This is a genomic window from Sorangium sp. So ce693, from assembly GCF_051521375.1.
GTDB classification, from domain to species: Bacteria; Myxococcota_A; Polyangia; order Polyangiales; family Polyangiaceae; genus Sorangium; species Sorangium atrum.
Window position 1 is genome coordinate 2,971,422 of the sequence record NZ_CP150347.1, and the last position, 17,908, is coordinate 2,989,329.

Annotated in this window: 13 protein-coding genes; 4 read left to right on the forward strand and 9 right to left on the reverse strand. The window is 70.9% G+C overall.

The features are described from left to right. Positions 1–2: 2 nt before the first annotated feature. Entirely contained in the window at positions 3–797 is a 795-nt protein-coding gene (locus WMF14_RS11435) for a sulfite exporter TauE/SafE family protein (protein ID WP_437800813.1), read from the reverse strand. A 155-nt stretch (positions 798–952) separates the two neighbouring features. Here WMF14_RS11435 and WMF14_RS11440 point away from each other — a divergent pair, with 155 nt between their 5' ends. Further along, entirely contained in the window at positions 953–3,010 is a 2,058-nt protein-coding gene (locus tag WMF14_RS11440; RefSeq protein WP_437800815.1) for a hypothetical protein, read from the forward strand. A 118-nt stretch (positions 3,011–3,128) separates the two neighbouring features. Here WMF14_RS11440 and WMF14_RS11445 read toward each other — a convergent pair whose 3' ends face one another. Then, positions 3,129–3,560 (reverse strand): hypothetical protein, encoded by a 432-nt coding sequence (locus WMF14_RS11445; protein WP_437800817.1) that lies wholly within the window; start codon positions 3,558–3,560, stop codon positions 3,129–3,131. A gap of 446 nt (positions 3,561–4,006) precedes the next feature. On the opposite strand from WMF14_RS11445, the gene WMF14_RS11450 reads away from it, so the two are divergent. Continuing rightward, entirely contained in the window at positions 4,007–6,037 is a 2,031-nt protein-coding gene (locus WMF14_RS11450) for a hypothetical protein (RefSeq protein WP_437800818.1), read from the forward strand. 19 nt (positions 6,038–6,056) lie between these two features. On the opposite strand, the gene WMF14_RS11455 is transcribed toward WMF14_RS11450, so the two are convergent. The 7 genes from WMF14_RS11455 to WMF14_RS11485 form a co-directional block, all read right to left on the reverse strand. Continuing rightward, the gene (locus tag WMF14_RS11455; protein ID WP_437800820.1) at positions 6,057–7,124 is read right to left on the reverse strand and encodes a S41 family peptidase; all 1,068 of its coding nucleotides are present in this window, start codon (positions 7,122–7,124) and stop codon (positions 6,057–6,059) included. Between the two features lie 12 nt (positions 7,125–7,136). Then, positions 7,137–7,829: a DUF3540 domain-containing protein gene (locus tag WMF14_RS11460; protein ID WP_437800822.1), complete on the reverse strand. Its 693-nt coding sequence runs from the start codon at positions 7,827–7,829 to the stop codon at positions 7,137–7,139. Positions 7,830–7,845: 16 nt separating this feature from the next. Next, on the reverse strand, positions 7,846–9,585 hold the full coding sequence (locus tag WMF14_RS11465) for a pentapeptide repeat-containing protein (RefSeq protein WP_437800824.1): 1,740 nt from the start codon (positions 9,583–9,585) through the stop codon (positions 7,846–7,848). Beyond that, a complete protein-coding gene (locus WMF14_RS11470; RefSeq protein ID WP_437800826.1) occupies positions 9,582–12,017 on the reverse strand; it encodes a DUF2169 family type VI secretion system accessory protein in 2,436 nt (811 codons plus the stop codon). Before WMF14_RS11470 ends, WMF14_RS11465 begins: the two co-directional genes overlap by 4 nt. 25 nt (positions 12,018–12,042) lie before the next feature. Further along, positions 12,043–13,161 carry a hypothetical protein gene (locus WMF14_RS11475; RefSeq protein ID WP_437800828.1) on the reverse strand — a complete coding sequence of 373 codons (1,119 nt, stop codon included), beginning with the start codon at positions 13,159–13,161 and terminating at the stop codon, positions 12,043–12,045. 45 nt (positions 13,162–13,206) lie between these two features. After that, positions 13,207–14,460 carry a hypothetical protein gene (locus tag WMF14_RS11480; RefSeq protein ID WP_272101669.1) on the reverse strand — a complete coding sequence of 418 codons (1,254 nt, stop codon included), beginning with the start codon at positions 14,458–14,460 and terminating at the stop codon, positions 13,207–13,209. 264 nt (positions 14,461–14,724) lie between these two features. After that, positions 14,725–15,846, reverse strand: coding sequence for a DUF4419 domain-containing protein (locus tag WMF14_RS11485; RefSeq protein ID WP_437800830.1), 1,122 nt, complete (start codon positions 15,844–15,846; stop codon positions 14,725–14,727). Positions 15,847–16,633: 787 nt separating this feature from the next. Between WMF14_RS11485 and WMF14_RS11490 the strand changes: the two genes are divergently transcribed. Beyond that, a complete protein-coding gene (locus WMF14_RS11490; RefSeq protein ID WP_272101671.1) occupies positions 16,634–17,377 on the forward strand; it encodes a Bax inhibitor-1/YccA family protein in 744 nt (247 codons plus the stop codon). 128 nt (positions 17,378–17,505) lie between these two features. Beyond that, the gene (locus tag WMF14_RS11495) at positions 17,506–17,892 is read left to right on the forward strand and encodes a cupredoxin domain-containing protein (RefSeq protein WP_272101672.1); all 387 of its coding nucleotides are present in this window, start codon (positions 17,506–17,508) and stop codon (positions 17,890–17,892) included. Positions 17,893–17,908 lie beyond the last annotated feature (16 nt).

The following is a 17,908-nucleotide window of genomic DNA, read 5'->3' on the forward strand; positions in this document are numbered from 1 at the left end:
GGCTACGCGCCGAACCGGTCCCACGCGAGCTTGGCCGTGAGCGTGAGGCCGAGCGCGACGACGAACCACCGTACCTTCCTTGGCTCGATGCGGCGGGCGACCACGGCGCCAGCGAGCGAGCCGACCACCGCCGCCGCCATCATGATCGGCGTGGCGACCGCGTCGACCGCGCCCGCGAACAGGAACGCGAGCGCCGCCACGCCGTTGATCAGGCTCGCGAGCACCGTCTTGATCCCGTTCAGCCGGTGGATGTCCACGTCGCCCGCGAACGAGGAGAGCAGCGCCAGCATCATGATGCCGATGCCCGCGCCGAAGTAGCCGCCGTAGACGCTCACGAGGAACTGGAGCAGGAACACGACCCACGGCCGGGAGGGCAGCGCGAAGCGCTCCGCGCCGGGATCCGCCGCGCCGTCCTTCGCGGAGGGCTTCGCCGGGCGCAGGTTCTGCCAGAGCAGGAGCAGCGTCGCGACGAGCACGAGCCCCGGCACCGCGGCGTCGAACACGCGCTGCGGGGTCACGAGCAGGAGCGCCGAGCCCACGACGCCGCCGAGCAGCGACGGCAGGAACAGGACGCCGAGGACCCGGTAGTCCCGGGAGAGCTCCCGGCGGTACGCCCACGCCGACGCGAGCGACGCGGGCGTGAGCGCCACGGCGTTCGTCGCGTTCGCGGCGAGCGGGGGCAGCCCCGCCGCGATCGCAGCGGGGAACGACACAAGCGTGCCGCCCCCGGCCACCGCGTTGATGGCGCCGGCCACGGCGGCGCCGCCGGCGAGGAGTGCCGCTCTGGTCAGATCCACGGCGCGAGATCGCCCGAGCCCCGCCGGCCTGTCAACCGCCGCGCCCCCGCCTGCGCGCCGCCGGCCGCGCCGCGCTTGAGCGGGCGGGCGCGGCGCCCCTAGGATGGCATCGCGGCCGACACCGGCGGTCGCTCCTCCTCGAAGAGCCGAGCGACATGCCGCGATCCTTCCCGCACCTCCCCGCCGCGCTGCTCTTCGCCATGGCCTGTGGCGCGCTCGCTCCAGCGGCCGCCGGCGAGGGGCAGCCCGAGCGCGCGCGCGTCTGGGTGGCCGACGACGGCACGCGCGTCCGCCGGGAGGACGTCGGCCTGCCGCTCTCGCGCGGCGAAGGAAACGCGGTCTTCCGGCCCGGCGAGCCCATCCGGCTCGGCGCGCTCCGCGCGGAGGTCGTCGCCTTCCAGGTCGTCGTCGAGGCCGGCGCCGAGCCCGTGCGCGGCGTCACGGTCGAGCTCTCCGCGCTCGGCCCCGCGGCCGGCCCGGGCGCGCCGGCCAAGGCGCCGCAGGCGCTGCAGCAGCCCGCGCAGGGGCAGGGAACGGCGCCCGCGGGGGCGATCTCGATCCGCCGCTTCGTCGAGCACTACGTCGAGATCACCCGGCGCTCGCGCAACGAGCAGCGCCCCCGGGAGTCGCTCGGGTGGAGCCCCGCGGCGCGGCCGCCCGACGACCTGCACCTCGGGTTCCTCCCCGACGCGCTCATCCCGGTCGAGCTCGCGCCCCCCTGGGCGCCGTACCCGCTCGAGGTCGGCGCGCGCGAGACCCGGGCGGTCTGGATCGATCTCCACGTCCCGGAGGGCGCCATCCCCGGCGCTTACGAGGGGAGGGTGGTGGTCGGATCGGCGTCGCACGGCGAGCTCGCGTCGCTCGATCTGAGGCTCGACGTCGCCCCGGCGACGCTGCCGTACGGCGCGGTCGACTTCATCGCGTTCTACGACGTCGACGAGGTCGCCGCGCGGGTCGGCGACGGGCCCGCCGTCGAGCAGCAGCTCTGGCAGCTGCTGCACGAGCACCACGTCGACGGCTTCGCGTCGGTCCAGAGCCCCGCCGAGGTCGAGCGGCTGCGCGCGGCGATCGACGGCTCGCTCTTCACGGAGGCCCACGGCTACCGGGGGCCGGGCGCGGGCGTGCCGCCCGCGGCGGTGGCGCTCGGCGCCTATGGCGGCTTCGGCGATCCCGGGGAAGCGGCCCTCCACCGCGTCGAGGCGGTCGCGGATCTCCTCCCGCCGGCGGTGGACGACGTGATGCTCTACGCGATCGACGAGCAGTGCGAGAGCCCCCGCGGGCCCGGCTGGCGCAGGCTGATCCGCGGCTCGCGCCTGTCGTCGCGCGTCCTCGTGGGGCACTCGTGCGGCGAGGTCCCTCCGGTGGAGCAGGACGTCGACCTCGTGCTCACGCCGGCGAACCGCTTCGACTCCACGTGGGCGCGGGCCGCGCGCGAGGCGGGCAAGCGGCTCTGGGTGTACAACGGCGCGCTGCCGCGGACCGGCACGTTCATGATCGACGCGCCGCTCACCGGGCTCATGGCCGACGGCTGGATCGCGGCCTCCCACGAGGTGGACCGCTGGTTCCTGTGGGAGACGGCGTTCTGGCACGACGGCAACCGCGGCGGCCGAGGGCCCATCGACCCGTTCACGGTCGCCGAGAACTTCCACAACCGCGACGGCGACGCGTGCCTCGGCGACGGCATGCTGCTCTATCCCGGGACGCAGCGGGGCGCGTTCTCCTCCCGATCCGTCGGCTTTCCCGGCGTGCTCCCCTCGATGCGCCTGAAGAGCCTTCGCCGCGGGATCCAGGACGCCGGCTACATCGCGCTCGCGAGGTCGGCGTCGCCCGGCGCGGTGGACGCGATCGTCAAGGAGGTGATCCCGGCCGCGCTCGACGAGGCGCTCGACAGCGCCCCCGCCGCGTGGAGCGCCGACGGCGCCCCGTTCTTCAGGGCGCGCGCCGCGCTGCGCGCCCTGATCCCGGCCGGCGCCTCGCTCGACGCCGCCGGCGTCCGCCGCGCGCTCGCCGAGGCGGCGGCGGCGCGCCGCGCGCTCGTCCCGCTCCCCCGCGCGGGCGGCGAGGCAGACGGCGCGGGACAGGCCAGCCCCCGGCCGCTCGGCCGGTGGAGCACGACGGCGCGGCTCATCGCCGCCGTCGCGCTGGGCGCCGCCGTGCTCGCGCTGGCCATCGGGCTCTACCGCCGTGCGAAGCCAGGGGCCGAGGGGCGCTGACCGGCGTACGCCTCACTCGCCTGCCTGGCGGCTGAGCCCGTATCCCACGGATCTGCGCCCCGCTAGGATGAAGAGGGTTATCGCCGGCGGGCCGAGCGGCGTTTTGGGCTCGTCGAACTCAGGATGACTGCTGGATGATGAGCTGCTGCGTCGCCCTGCGCTCGCCCACGACGGCGACCACCGTCTCGGAGGCGAGCCCCGCCGCGCCCTGCGACGTGCGGCGGATCGTGCCGAGCAGCGCGAGCCAGCCGATCTGGCTGCTCGAAAGGGCGCGCTCGCTGATTCCGTCCAAGCGGACCAGCGCCTTGCGCGCGACCCGGAACACGCTGCGATCGACCCCCTCGATCAGGTCGAGCGTGGCGCCGAGCCGCTCCTGCGTCTCGACGCGCACGTCCTCGAGGAAGCCGAACCCCGCGCGCACGATCTCCTCGACGACGCCCAGGCTGCCATCAACCCAGGTGTAGATCAGGCCCTCTTGCGGAATGCTGAGCTTCGCGCGATCAGAACCATTGCTGCCGGACGCGGCCTGGCCGGAGATGCTCTCGTTCATCTCGAACCCCCTTCCTCAAAATGGCTCGCAGGCCATTCGCCTGCTGCGAACCCACTATCAACAACCGAGTTCTCGGATGGGTTATCACAGGGCAACAATGGCGTGAACTCTTTCTTTGTCACTTCGTCATCGCGAACGCGCCCTCTGGCGCTCTGGTTGGTTGCGTCCGTTGCGTCTGTTGCGTCCGTTGCCTCTTGCGTCCGTTCCCGGGGCCAGACGTGCCGCGCGGCGTGAGGCCGTGGCGACGGCCTTCCAGGCGTCCTGCCGAATCCGCTCTGCCTCGGTAAATTTCGCCGAAAACACGCGATAAACGGCCAGCGCGTCGGAGACGTAAGCTGGCGGCCACCGGAAGATCCTTGGTCCTTGGCAGGCGCGCCGCGGCTGGGTACGGTCCCGCGGTGCCCACGAGGCCCACGAAGATCGAGCGATTTCTGAGGGGAACCACCTTGTCCACGCTGCTTGCCGCCTCCTGCGTCTCCGGCGCACCGCACGGCGAGGCGCCCTCCGCGCCGCCACCCGCCGAGCTCCTGGCCTTCGATTTGCGAGAAGGCCTGATAGACAACCACTTCTTCCGTCGTGGTCATATCGCCGCCCATCTCTTGACGACCTCGGGTGGTTCGCCGCGGCTCATCGTCGCTTTTCCGGCGGGCAACATGGGAATCGCTGTGTGGTTCGATTCTCTGCCCGCGCCGGTCGATCTCTCGGTGGAGGGGGACGTCGCTGGCGTGGAGCGCGTAGAGCGCGCGGAGCGGCCCGGCGTCATGCGCGGCGTGTCGGCGCTCCTCGCGAGCGCGGCGCCGGCGCTGCGTGTCCATCGGGTGATCCTCGGGAGCGTCCGGACGCTCCGCGACGTGGGGCGCGACGCCGAGGTTCCGGCCTGGCTACGGAACGATGTCGAGGCGTTCGCCTCGCTGCGGGGGGCGGCGATCGCCGTGCGGCGCACCACGCTGGACGGCGAGCACCACCTCGAATTGCTCATCGAGCCGCAGGACGGCACGACGGCCGCGCTCGGGGACGACGGCCGGATCGAGCTGGCGGCGGGGCCGAGCGGCCTCCGTGTCCGGGTGACGGCGCTCTCGGACGAGGCGCCGCTCACGCCGGTGCCCCTCGAGGAGCTCGTGACGGAGCGCGCCAGCGACGATCTGCGCCACCGCCAGGCGCTCGGCTTCCTCGCGTACCGGGAGAAGCTGCTGGCCGGGTCCTGGCGTTTCCTCACGTACTTTGGCCGGGACACGTTGCTCGCGGTGAGGATGCTCCTGCCCGTCCTCGAGCCGGCGGTGGTCGAGGCGGGCATCGGCTCGGTCCTCGATCGGCTGAGCCTGGCCGGCGAGGTCGCGCACGAGGAGGCGATCGGCGAGTACGCCGCGCTCATGCACCTCGATTCGCGCATCCCCGGGGCGCTGCGCGAGCCCATCTACGATTACAAGATGATCGACGGCGACTTCCTCCTCGCGCCGGTCGCCGCCGAGTACCTCCTCGGCACCGCGGCCGGCCGGGAGCGCGCGGCGGAGTTCCTGTCGCGCAGGACGCCGCGGGGCGACACGTACGCGGAGGCGCTCGCGCGGAACGTGTCGCTCGTGCTCCACCTCGCCGCCCCGTTCGCCGAGACAGGGGATCCGATGAAGTTGATCGGGCTCAAGGCGGGCACGAAGGTCGGCGAGTGGCGTGACAGCGAGCAAGGCCTCGCGGGCGGCCGGATCCCCTACGACGTGAACGCTGCGCTGGTTCCGGCCGCGCTCCGCGCGTCGGCGCGGCTGCTCGCGAGCCCGCTGCTCGGCGCGGACGCGGAGCGCGCCGGCCGGGCGGAGCGGCTCGCGCGCGCGTGGAAGGACGCCGGCGTGTTCTTCCATGTGGAGCTGCCGGAGGACGAGGCCAGGCGCCGCGTGTCGTCCTATGCGGAGTCGCTGGGCCTGGACGCGGCGCCGGCGCTCGCGTCGCTCTCGGGGACGCTCTCGTTTCCTGCCGTCGCGCTCGACAGCGAGGGCAAGCCGATCCCCATCATGCACTCCGACGACAGCTTCGTCATGCTGTTCACGGACCCGCCGCCCGCTGCGCTGGAGGAGATCGCGGGCCGCCTGATCCGCCCGTTCCCGGCCGGCTTGCGCACGCCGGTGGGGATCCTCGTCGCGAACCCCGCGTTCGCGCAGGATCCGGCGCTCTGGAGGGAGTTCACGGCGGCCCACTACCACGGGACGGTCACCTGGTCGTGGCAGCAGGCGATGCTCGCCGCGGGCGTCGAGCGGCAGCTCGGCCGCGGCGATCTGCCGGCCCGCGCGCGGGGCGCGCTGGAGCGGGCGCGGAGCGCGCTCTGGGAGGTCATCGCGGCGACGCGCGAGGCGAGCACGCGGGAGCTCTGGAGCTGGGCCTTCGAGGGCGGCTGTTACAAGCTGGTGCCCTTCGGCGCGGAGCGATTGCACCACGACGAGTCGAACGCGGTGCAGCTCTGGAGCACCGTGTACCTCGCGGTACGCCCCTGAGCCGAGCGGCGCCTCGCCCTCAGGCCTTCGCGCCGGCGATCAAGTCCATCAGCGATCGCCGCTCCCCGCCTCGCTCAGCCCCATCAATCCCCCCCAGCTCGACGTCCGGCCGGATCCCCGTCCCGTGGACCGGCTCCCCGCCAGGCAGGACCATCTTTGCAGCCGGCGCGAGCACCGGCGCGCGATCCTCCGGATCCGCCGCGACCTTCAGCGCCGTCCCTTTTCCGTACGTGCGCTCGCCCGCCACGACCGCCCTCCCGTGCCACTGGAGGCAGCCGGCGAAGAGCTCCGCCGCCGACGCCGTCCCGCCATTCACCAGGATCCACAGCGGCACACGGCACGGATCGCGGTGGCTCGACCGGTACGCGATCTCGTCGCCGTCCGCGTCGATCGCCCTCCCGAGGACGCTCCCCGGCTCCAGGAAGTCGCCCGCGAGCTCGAGAAAGGCCGTCAGCTCCCCACCGGGGTTGTCCCGCAGATCCAGCACGAGCGTCTCCAGCCCTTCGGCCTCGAGCGCCTTTACTGCCGTGTGGACCCGGGCGGGCACGTCCAGCGAGAAGGTGCGGATCTTCACGTACCCGACCCCCGGCTCGAGCTGGACGCTCTCGACGGGCGACGCGCCGCCGCACGGGTGGAGCGACGTGACCAGCGCGTCCAGATCGGCCAGCATCGGGGCGCCGGCGGGCCGCTCGCCCCCGGCGGTGCCCGCGTTGTACGTGATGAAGACGTTGGTCACGCTCGGCAACACCTGGACGCCGATGAAGCAGTTGTAATTGTTGCCGGCCCTCGGAGAGAGCAGCGACGTGGCGGGGGCATAGTTGATGAAGACCCGCACGTTGCCGAACGTGTACTGGCCTGTTCCCATGAAGGTCCAGTGCAGCGTGCCCAGCCAGTCGCCCATCGTGAGGATCGCGCGCGCCAGGAGGCTCAGCGCAGGCCCCATCGAGAACCACACGTTGAACGAGAACGGGAACTTCACCGCGTTCAGATCGAAATTGGGGAACGGGAACGGGCCGAGCGCAGGCGACATGCACACGTCGGGGTACCCGGCGCTCATGCCTGTACACTTGTTGTTCGCAGGGAGCATCGCGCCGGCCTCCTATCCCAAGAGGATCTGCTTGCCGTTCACCGTGACCGTCTCCTCGGTCAGGATCGTGGCGTTCTTCGCCTTCGTGAACGCCGTCTTCTCCACGACCGTGTGCGACTCGCTCGCTTGAACGCTCAGCAGCGCGCTCACCCGCTGGACCATCGAGGTGAACCTCTGGACCACGGCGTCGGCCACCATCCGGATCTTGCCCGCCTGCACCTCGAGCTCCGGCCCCCGGATCGAGACGCCCTTGTCCCCGGACAGCGAGAGCTCTCCGTCCCTCGCGTGCACCGCCACGTCCCCCTGGAGCGACAGCACCGTCCGACCCGCGCCGTGGAGCACGCCGATGGCGTAGTAGCGCTCCTCCCTGCCGATGACGAGCAGCGTGTCGCCCACGGCGGGCTCGTAGGGCAGCGCGAGCGCCATCTCGACGGCGACCGGCTGGCCGCCCGGCAGCTCCACCGCGATCGCGCCCCCCTCCGCCGCCGTGACCCGGCCCGGGCCCAGGTACTCCTTCGGGAGCGCCGCGGCGCCCTCCTGCCCGGCGCCGTCGGCCGCCGAGGCCCCGTCCCGCGGGAGGCCGATCCGCAGCACGTCCGCGCCGCGCGGGCCGTGCGCGCCGTACGCCCGAGGCGCGTGCTCCTCGCCCGCCGGCGCATCCACCCGCACGGCCGCCGCGCGATCGCTCTCCTTCATGGCTCCCATCGACATCGCTCCTCCTTCATTGCGAGCGCCGCTCGGGCGGCATCCATGCTTCGGCCTCCAGGCGATCCACGTCCGTGCGCCTCGCCGTGGTGAGGTTGGCGTCGAGATACCGTGTCTTCTCGTCGCGGACGTGGTGCAGGTTCGCCCAGTGCAGGTCCGCGCCGGTGAAGTCGGCGCCCGAGATGTCCGCGTGGGAGAGATCGGCGTGGTGCGCCTTGACCCCCACGAACAGCGCCTCGGCCGCGCGGACCTCGTGCATCACCGTCTCCCGGATGTCGGCCCCCGCGAGGTTCGCCCCCGAGAGATCGGCCTTCACGAAGATCGCATTGCGGAGCATCGCCTGCGTCAGCCCGGCGCCGGCGAGCACGCCCTCGCCGAAGAAGGCGGCCTTCGCCATCACGCCCGCCAGCGAGGCCTGCCGCAGGTTCGCCCCCTTGAAGTTCGCGTTCGCCAGGATGGCGCCGTCGAGGCGCGTCCGCTCCAGGTTGCACGAGGTGAAGTCGCAGTTCGACAGGTTGCACCCCGAGAGGTCCATCCCCGAGAGATTCCCGAGCGCGAAGAAGCACCGCGAGATGGTCAGCCCGGAGAGCGACACCCGCGTCAGGTCCACGCCGGAGAAGTCCACGCAGTCGAAGATCGCCTTCTCGAAGGTGATGCCCTCCACGACCGCCGTCCGCAGCGTGGTCTGCGAGACGAGCGCGCGCGTCAGGTTCGCGCCCGTCAGGTTGGCGCCCTCCAGCACGCAGCGCACGAGCCGCGACCCGGACAGGTTCGCGCCCGAGAGATCGGCCTCCTTGAAGACCACCATCTCGAGGTCCTTGCCCGAGAGATCCACGCCCGGCAGCCGCGCCCGGTACAGCATGCACGACCTCACCGTCGCGCCCCGGAAGTCCGCGCCGGTGAGGTCGCAGCTCGCGAGCACCGTCTGGTCGAGCGTCGCGCCCCGGAAGCTCGCGCCCCGGAGGTCCGTGCCCTGGAGCGACGACAGCGTGAGGTTCGCGTTCTCGAAGCTCACCCCCGCGAAGTCCATCCCCTCCAGCGCCGCGCCCGCGAGGTCCGCCCCGGAGAGGTCGAGCCGGCCGAGGCGCGCGCCGTCGAACACCGCCTTCGTGAGCTTCTTCGGGAGCACGGCCTCCCGGAGATCGGCCTTCAGGAACACCACCGTATCGAGCTCTGCGCCCGACATATCGGCCCGCGTCAGGTTCGCCTCGGCGAACGACGAGCTCTCGATCCGCGCCTGCGACAGCGAGGCGCCCGAGAGATCCGCCCGCGTGAACGACGACTGCGAGACGGTCGCGCCGTCGAGCGCCGCGCCCGACAGGTCGGCCAGGTCGAGCCGTGTGCCCTTCAGGGTCGCCCCGGACAGCTCCGCCCCCGCGAGCTTCGACTCGGCCAGGTTCGCCTCCTGGAGCCGCGCGCCGCGCAGGTTCGCCCCGGTCAGCTGCCCGCGGACCAGGCTCGCCCCCGTGAGGTTCGCCCCGGCGAGGTTCGCGCCCGAGAGGTCGCTCTGGGCGATGGCCGCTCCCTGGAGATCGGCGCCCGACAGGTCCGCGCCGCGGAGCGCGCACCAGGCCATCTTGATGCCGCGGAGATCGGCCCCCGAGAGGTCGGCTCCCTCCAGCTGCACCCGCCCGAGCTTCACGCCGCGCAGCCGCGCCTTGCGGAGATCGGCCCCCCGCAGGTCCATGTCGCCGAGCGTCCTGCCCTCGAGCGCCTCGCCCGCCTGGAGCAGCGCCCTCAGCTCGTCCGGGGTCATCGATCTCGCTCCAGCGTCGACTTCTTCAGGTTCGCCCCCCTGAAATCACAGCCGGATCCCGAGGTCTCGTAGAATTTTGCATCGTAGAGGTTCGCGTCGACGAACTTCGCCTCCGGGACCCGCGCCTTGAGCAGGTCCGCCTCGAAGAGGTTCGCCCGCGTGAAGTCGGCGCGCGTGAGGTTTGCCCTGTCGAACCGGGCGCCCCGCACGTTGGCCCCGAAGAAGCTCGCGCCGTCGGCCGTGGCCTCGCTGAAGAGGGCGCCCGTCAGCACGGCGAGGCTGAGATCCGCGCCGGTGAGGGTCGCGGCCATCCACACGCTCCCGTCGCCCCGCGCGCCCGTGAAGCTCGCGCCGGTCAGGTCGGACCCGGAGAAGCTCGATCCGGTGAGGGTGGCGCCCGCGAACGTGGCGGAGGCGCCCTTGACCTTCGACACGAAGCACCGCGTGAGCGAGGCCTGCGACAGGTCCGCGCGCTCGAGCACGGTGTCCTCCAGGAAGGCCACGGCCCACGCCGCCCCGCGCGCGACGGCCCCCGTCATGTCCGCCCTCGAGAAGACGAGCTGCGACCCCTGCGTGCCCGAGAGATCGGCCTCCATGAGCCGCGCGCCGTCGAACGTGGTGCCCTCCAGCGTTGCGCCGCGGAAGACGGCGCGCTCTGCCCAGGCGCTCTGGAGGGTGGCGAGGCTCAGGTCCGCGCCCGTGAAATCCGCCTCCCTCACGTCGGCGTCGAACAGCACGGCCTGCCTGAGGATGGCGCGCGTGAGCCTGGCGCCCCGGAGGTTGGCGCCCGTGAGGATGGCGCCCGTGAGGTTCGCGCCGGTCAGGTCGCGGCCGCTCAGGTCCTGCTCGCTGAGGTCCTGGTCGCGGAGGTCGCTCCCTGGCCCGATCTGCCCGGGCGGCCGAGGCGGGGCCGTGGAGAGGCCCATCGACGCGAGCTTCGGATCGCCGGCGAGCTTGTCCCACGCCGCGAGCGCCGGGACCTGCGTCCCGCGCGCGGCCGCGAGCGCCTTCGCCTCCTCCACCGCCCGCGCGACGCGCCGGAAGGCCGTCCGGAGCGCCGCGTCCATCAGCATGGGCGACGCGGCGGAGCTCATCGGCGGCAGCGCCTGCGAGGCCTTCGGCAGGTTGCGCAGCGCCTCCGCGATGACGCTGCCGAGGACCTTCCCCCCCGGCAACGCGACGCCCGAGAGCCCCGCCATCGCCCGACCGATCCTCTCCTGCTGCGGCTTCGCGACGTCGCCGAGCCGCGCCTTGAGCAGCGCCGACAGCGGGTCGAGCCCCGCCGCGCCGCCGCCGCCGGGCGGCGCCGCGCCGTCGCCCTTCTTCTGAAGCGCCTGAAGCGCCCCCCATTCCTCCTTGAGCTCCGGCGCGAGCTGCTCCTCGATCTCGAGCGGGTCGGCCTCGAAGCGCGCGAGGATCTCCCGGTAATGCTCCTCGGGCAGCGCCGGCCCGTCGAGCGGCTCGGAGGCGGCAAGCGTGGTGACGCGCGAGAGCTCGTCGTCGGTCACCTCCGTGAGGCCGCGCCACGTGAGGAACAGGGCCCCCTCGTCCAGGTTGGCGAGCAGCGTGTCGAGGTGCATCGGCACCTCCCGGAACCCGCGCTCCGCGTCGTTCGCGAAGACGCGGATCCGGAGGCCCGGCAGCCGCGACCGGAAGACCTCCGCGTCCGGGTGGAGGTTCTGGAACAGGAGATCTTCGTCGCCGCGCAGGTACGGGAGCCACTGGTCGGGCCGGGCCGAGTTGAAGTACGTCCAGTCGAAGTCGTCGGCGTAGTACGGCGCTCGCTTCTCGCGGTACGCCTTGCCGTAGTTCTTCCCGACCCGGGCGCGCCGATCGGGCCTGTTCGGCGACAGGGGCCCGAACCCCGCGGGCGCCGGCCGATCCGAGCGCGACAGCAGCAGATCGTCCGCGCCCTCGACGTTGGGCAGCTCGCGCGTCCCGTGGCCCCTGCCCACCGGGTTGAGCGGGTGCCCCGGCCCTCCGAAGCTGCGCCGATCGCCGAGGGGCATCCGGTCGAACGGCACGGGATCGCTCATGGCGGGCCCGAGCAGCCCATCCATCCACACGCGCTCGCCGACAACGCGCAGGATCTTCGACCAGGACCCGACGCCGAACCGCACAGGACACTCGGTCATACGCGCCTTGCCCGGCGTGTGGCACGTGCCGATCAGGAGCACGTCGGCCTGGGGCTTGAAGTCCACCAGATCGCTCGGGTAGAGGCACTCGCCGGTCTGCTCGTGATCGTCGTCGTGGAACACGTCGCCGCGCAGCGTCTCCTGCGCGAGCGCCGGGTGGCCCTCGGGCAGGGAGAGCGGCGCTCCGGGCGTGAGGATGAACTTCGCCCGGACGATCAGGGTCATCTCCGGCTGGGGCGGCCTCCGCGAGGTGACCTTGCTGCCGAAGAGGAACGGGGTGAGATTCTTGTTCGCCATCCGTGAGGGTCGCCGCGCTTGCGCGTCACGTCATGAGGTGGACTGCCGCGATGTTCGTGCGGACGGGCGCGACCTTGCCCCGGTCCAGGGTGACCTTCAACTTCTCCGTCCCCATCGAGAGCGTGGGCCCGATGCTGGCATCGAGCGACGCGGCGACGGTGACGGACGCCTCCAGGCCGATCGTGGCGCTGGCCGAGATGCCGCCTGTGAAGCTCACCTCCGCGCCGAGCGTCGCCTCGATCATCGCCCCGAGGACGACCTCGTTGACCATGCCGAGGTTGATCGTCGTCTCGATCCCGTCGACGACGGTCTTGCTGTTGCCCTGCGTGTAGGAGTCCGCGTCGCCGTACATCTTGTCCTCGGTGTCGGCGTGGGTCTCGGAGATGATCTTGCTCGCCTTCGTAGTGCTCTTGATGGTGTCGGCCTCGGTGTGGTCATCGATGGTCCCGGTGACCGTGGTCGAGGTCGTGATCGACCCTGCCTTCATCGTCGACTTCGACGGTCCATTGACGGTCGTCTCGTCGGTCATCGACGTGGCGTGGGTCTTCGACACCATCGTGTCCGCCCAGGTCTCGTTGGAGATCGAGGGCACCCGCAGCTTCGCCGAGCCGGTATAGGACGAGATGCTCTTGGCCCACGTCCTGTCGACGATCGTGGGGTTCTCCCCGAGGACGCCTGACGGAGGGAGGCCCCAGGGCGCCGTGAGCGCGTCCAGGTCGCGCGGCGGGCTGTCGTGTCCGGTGACGCTCTCCAGCTTGCTGCCGTAATGGAACTCGAAGGCATCGCCGTGGTAGGTGGTGTGCACCTCGCCCTTCACGGTCTTCTCGCGCAGGCGCTTCTCGCCGCGGGGGCCCTGGATGAAGTCGAACTCGCCCGACCCGTGGAAGGTGATGCTCTTCTCGTTGATCTGCCCGTCCTCCGCCTTCCAGCCGCCCTCGAACTCGCGGCGCCCGAGGACGGTCATCTTGTAGGTGCCCCCGATGACCTCGACCTTGTCGCCCCGCGTGGTGATGACGCGGTTGCCGTCGGTGTGATCTCGCCAGGAGTACTCGTCGCCCTCGGCCGCGCCGATGCGCAGGTACGACGACATGCCGTCGCCGAAATCAGGCACATGGAGGATACCGTACTTGCCATCGCCGGCCATGGGAGCTCCGTATCCGGTGGCGCGTGGAGCGTGGTGCTCGCGCCCTCAAACGAAGAGGTTGAACGCAGAGACGATCTTGTTCGCGAGCGCGATCTCCGTCTTGCTCATGTGGAGCTCCACGCCCGCCGGGCTGATCTCGAGCGTGGGTCCGGCGGAGACGTCGATGCTCCCGGTCAAGCTGAAATCCGCCTTGAGCCCGACGGTCACGTCGACGATGCCGCCGGCCGTGAAGGTCACCTCCGCGCCGAGCGTCGCCTCGATCATCCCCCCCAGGACGACCTCGTTGACCATGCCGAGGTTGATCGTCGTCTCGATCCCGTCGACGACGGTCTTGCTGTTGCCCTGCGTGTAGGAGTCCGCGTCGCCGTACATCTTGTCCTCGGTGTCGGCGTGGGTCTCGGAGATGATCTTGCTCGCCTTCGTGTAGCTCTTGATGGTGTCGGCCTCGGTGTGGTCATCCATGGTCCCGTCGACCTTGGTGGAGGACGTGATCGACGCGGCGTGCATGGTGGATTTCGACTCCCCCTTGACGGTCGTCTCGTCGGTCATCGAGGTGGCGTTCGTCTTCGTCACCATCACTTCCGCCCAGGTCTCGTCCGTGATCGACGGCACCGGCAGCTTCTCCGAGCCGGTATAGGACGAGATGCTCTTGGCCCACGTCCTGTCGACGATCGTGGGGTTCTCCGTCGGGATCGCCTGGGGCGAGGGCGGGTTCTTGTCATCGATGAAATCATCGGTGACGTTCAGCGTGGGGAACGTGTCTGTGCCGGTCTGGCTCTCCTTGACCTTCCCGAAGTAATAGTCGAAGACGTCGCCGTGGTAGACGGTGTGCACCTCGCCCTTGATGGTCGTCTCGACCACCTTCCACGTCCCGCCGTAGTTCTGCACCCACTCGATCGTGGTGCCGCCGCCGAAGGTCTCGCTGACCTCGGTGACGTGCCCTCCCGACACGTCCCAGCCCGCCTGGTGCTCCCCGCGGCCGAGGATGAGCAGGCGGTAGTTCCCTCCGATCACCTCGACCTTGTCGCCCTTGGTGGTCGAGATGCGGTTGCCGTCGGTGTGATCGCGCCAGCCGCCCTTCGTGTGCAGCTTCGCGGTCTCGGCCTTCCGCTCGCCCACGGGCACGAAATCGGGCGAGCCGTCCCGCTTGCGGTCGTCGTCGGTGAACGTCTGAATCCGCTCGGCGAGATCGTCCCCCGCGCTCTCGCCGAGGGGCGCTGCGGCCCCGAGGCGGAGGTAGGACGGTTCCCCGCCGTTCAGATCCGGTACTTCGAGGAGCGCGAACTTGCCTCCGGACACTGGAGCCTCCGAGCGTGATGGACGACGCATGGCGTCGCCGTGTCGCGGACCGCACAATCCTATGTCAGGGTGCGCCGCCCGTCCACGCCGAACTAGAGCGACGGTCACCCGCTTCGGATACGGGCCCACCTCGGCGCTTTCGGTGCTCAGCGCACCGGAGTGCGCTTGCGCGCCGAAAACGCCGATCTGGGCCCGTCTCCTGTGCGGGTGACCGCCGCTCTGCACGTGGCAGAGGTGGGCGGAAATCGCCGTAGAGCGCGCGGCTCATGAGGCCTCGGCGGGGCGCTGCGCTGCCGATTCGGGGGCTTGGTGCGCGATGGCCCAGACGAACTCCGGGAGCAGCGCGAGGGAGTGCGGGTCCTGCGTGACGCCGATGAGGCCGCTGATGAACTCCATGGGGTGCTCGCGCCTGCCCCCGTCGATGAAGCGCAGCTGGGCGCTGGTCAGGCCGGGCGGCACCTCGGAGAGCCCTGGTCCCTGCGGGTTCCCGAGGCCCCCGAGCGCGTCGCTCCGGGCCTCCGCCGTCCGCCATCGCTCGTGCCATGTCTCGATATAGGGGTTCGGGGCGAAGTAGTCGTTGGGCCAGGCGCGCAGGTAGGGAAACAGCACGTGGATCCACCCGGTCAGCTCGTCGGCCGAGCTCTCGTACCTGAAGAACGCGCGCCAGAACATCGTGTCGGCGCGCCCCTCCGCCGAGGCGGCGATCTGGTCGAGCACGGGCAGGAGCGCGCGGGTCCAGCGATCTTGCCCGACGGAGCCGAGCATCGCCACGCGCTGGCGCACCCAGCGCCAGTCGTCGGACGTGCCGAGCAGGTACACGCGCGGGATCCCGCGCTGCGGGAACTCCATGTCGCCCGGGAACGGCGGCTCCCACGCGTGGTGCGGCGCGAGCGGGGTCGCGACCGTGAGCTCCGACGACACCCGCTCGACAGGCCCCGTGGTGGAGAAATTGGATGTCACGAGGTCCCGCAGCGAGCCGACACGGGACGAAATCTGCCTGGAAAAGTCCGGAAACAAAGCCGGCCACGGGTTCACGTCGCCCAGGGTGAAGTCCGGGCGATCGACGACGAGCGCGAACTCGCGATCGTCGGGGAGGAAGCGGCGTCGATGCTCGTCGTTCGCGGCGAGGTGGAAGGTGAAGCCGCGCGCCAGGCAGAGCCAGACCACGTCGGGCGAGAGCACGAGGGGATAGCGCTGGGTGAAGGCGGTATAGGCGGCCTGGACGAGCGGGTGGAGGTCCGTGCGTCCCACGAGGGGCAGGCGGTGGCGGTAGGAGGCCTCGATCTGGGAGACGAGCAGGCTCTGCACCGCAGCTTCGCTATCGAATCCCGGCAACGGCGCCGTTGCGGGCTCGACGTCGGCAACGGCGATCGTCGTGACGTTCATGAAACCTCGTCCTCCCCGGGCTGCGCGGCGCGCTCGTGATCCTTCGCTGTCCTTCGTACACGAGCGTGCGGCGCGCGACAACGGGCCGCGTGCGGGCGCCCATCGCGGCTGCGCGACGTGGAGAGGAGCGCGCCCGGGCGCGGCGCGCTCCTGCTGTCCGGCGTGAGCGCTTGGGCCTGGCAAGGTGCTTGTTCCGAGGCATCGATTGTCGATCGTCGTGAACGGTCGTGCTCCGGGTCCGCTGGGGAGCGTGTGCGGTCGTTGTTCCGCAGCGCCGAGAAGAGCTCTGGACCTTTCTCGGATCCTTCCCACGGCGCGCGCAGCCAGGTCGACGGCGCTGTCGCCCGGCGCCGGCGTTGCAGCCGAGCGGGTTGTCGTCGGAAGTGAGAGATTTTTCTGGATCCACGCTTCTCTTCGCCGGAAGCGAGAGGTTTTTCTCTGGATCTTGGCTTAGTTTGGTCGGAAGCGAGAGATTTTTCTCTGGATCCGCGCTGTTGTTTGCCGGATGTGAGAGATTTTTCTCTGGATTGGGGCCGATTTTAGCCGGATGTGAAAGATTTTTCTCTGGACCCGGGCCGATTTTAGTTAGAAGCGAGCACGATGTCAGCGCGCCGTTCACGCCGCGCCGGCCCCTCCATGTGCGCGCTATGCCGCTGGAACGTGATTTTTTGCGGGCAGCAGATGGCCGACGGCTGCGCCGTGCCGGTGTTGCATGTCCATGGTGAATGGTGCACGACTAGGCGCTCGTGCAGCCGCGGCGAAATGCCCTGAAGGAGGAGCGCAGCAGATGAACTCACGCCAGGCGAGTCCCCTCGGGGCGAGCGTATCGGCCAGCCCGAAGCTGGCGCTGCGGATCGACTTTCTCAAGAAGGTCTACGGGCTCTTCACGGCGAGCCTTGTCGTCTCCTCCCTGGGCGCCATGTGCGCGCTGTACATCGGGGCGCCGGACGTGGAGGAGGGGGCTCTGGGGCGCGCGATGCCGCCGGTTGTCGAGCTGTTCGCGCAACACCCGATCCTCTCGATGGGCGTCGTGTTCGGCGTGATGTTCGGCGCGCGCGCGGTGCGCAAGATCCCCGGCGTCAACGTCCTCGCGCTCTTCGGGATGGCGGCCGTCCTGGGGGTCACCACGGCGCCTGCGCTCTACATGGCCCAGGCGGCGGCGGGCCTCGGCGGCACGCTGTCGTCGGCCCCGGTGCGGGACACCTTCATCCTGACCGTCCTCACGTTCGGGAGCCTCACGCTGGGTGTCTTCCTCTCGAGGGAGGACCTGTCGTTCATGGCCAGCGGGCTGGTGATGGGCGCCATGGTCGTCCTCGGCGCGATGCTGCTGAACGCCCTGCTCGGGAGCACGCTCCTCGGCCTCGCGATCGCCAGCGTGTCCGTCCTCGTGTTCGGGGGATACGTCCTCTACAACACGTCGCGTCTGCTCCACTCGAACGAAGAGGACCCCGTCGGCGGCGCGCTCGACCTCTACCTCAACTTCATCAACCTCTTCTCGTCGATTCTGCAGATCCTCTCGGGCCGCGGTTGACGAGCTGAACCGGCCGCGTCCACGGCGCGCGCGCTCCCGCGCCTGACCGCCCTCGGGTCTCTTGCCCGGGGCGGACGGCCGGAGGGCGGCTTGACGCGCGATTTGGGCCGAGTAAGAACGCGCTGACCATGAGCCTGCAGCTCCTCGTCGCCGCGTTTGCCCTCTCCCTGTCCTCCCTCGCCTGCAGCAAGCCCGCCGAGGAGGCGCCGGTGGTGGCGGCCGCCGAGCTCGCCGCGCCGGCGAACGTCAAGCGCATCGACATCGCGGTGAACGACAGCGGCTTCTCCCCGTCGACGATCGAGCTGAAGAAGGGAGAGCCCGTGGTGCTGCGCTTCACGCGGACGACGAAGAGCGAGTGTCTGAAGGCGATCGCGATTCCCGATCTGAAGATCGAGAAGGACCTGCCGCTGAACACGCAGGTCGAGGTGGCCGTCACCCCGCAGAAGGAGGGGAAGATGGTGCTTCAGTGCTGGATGGCGATGGTCAAGGCGACCATCAACGTGGTCGGCTCGTGACGCGGCCGCGCCCGTC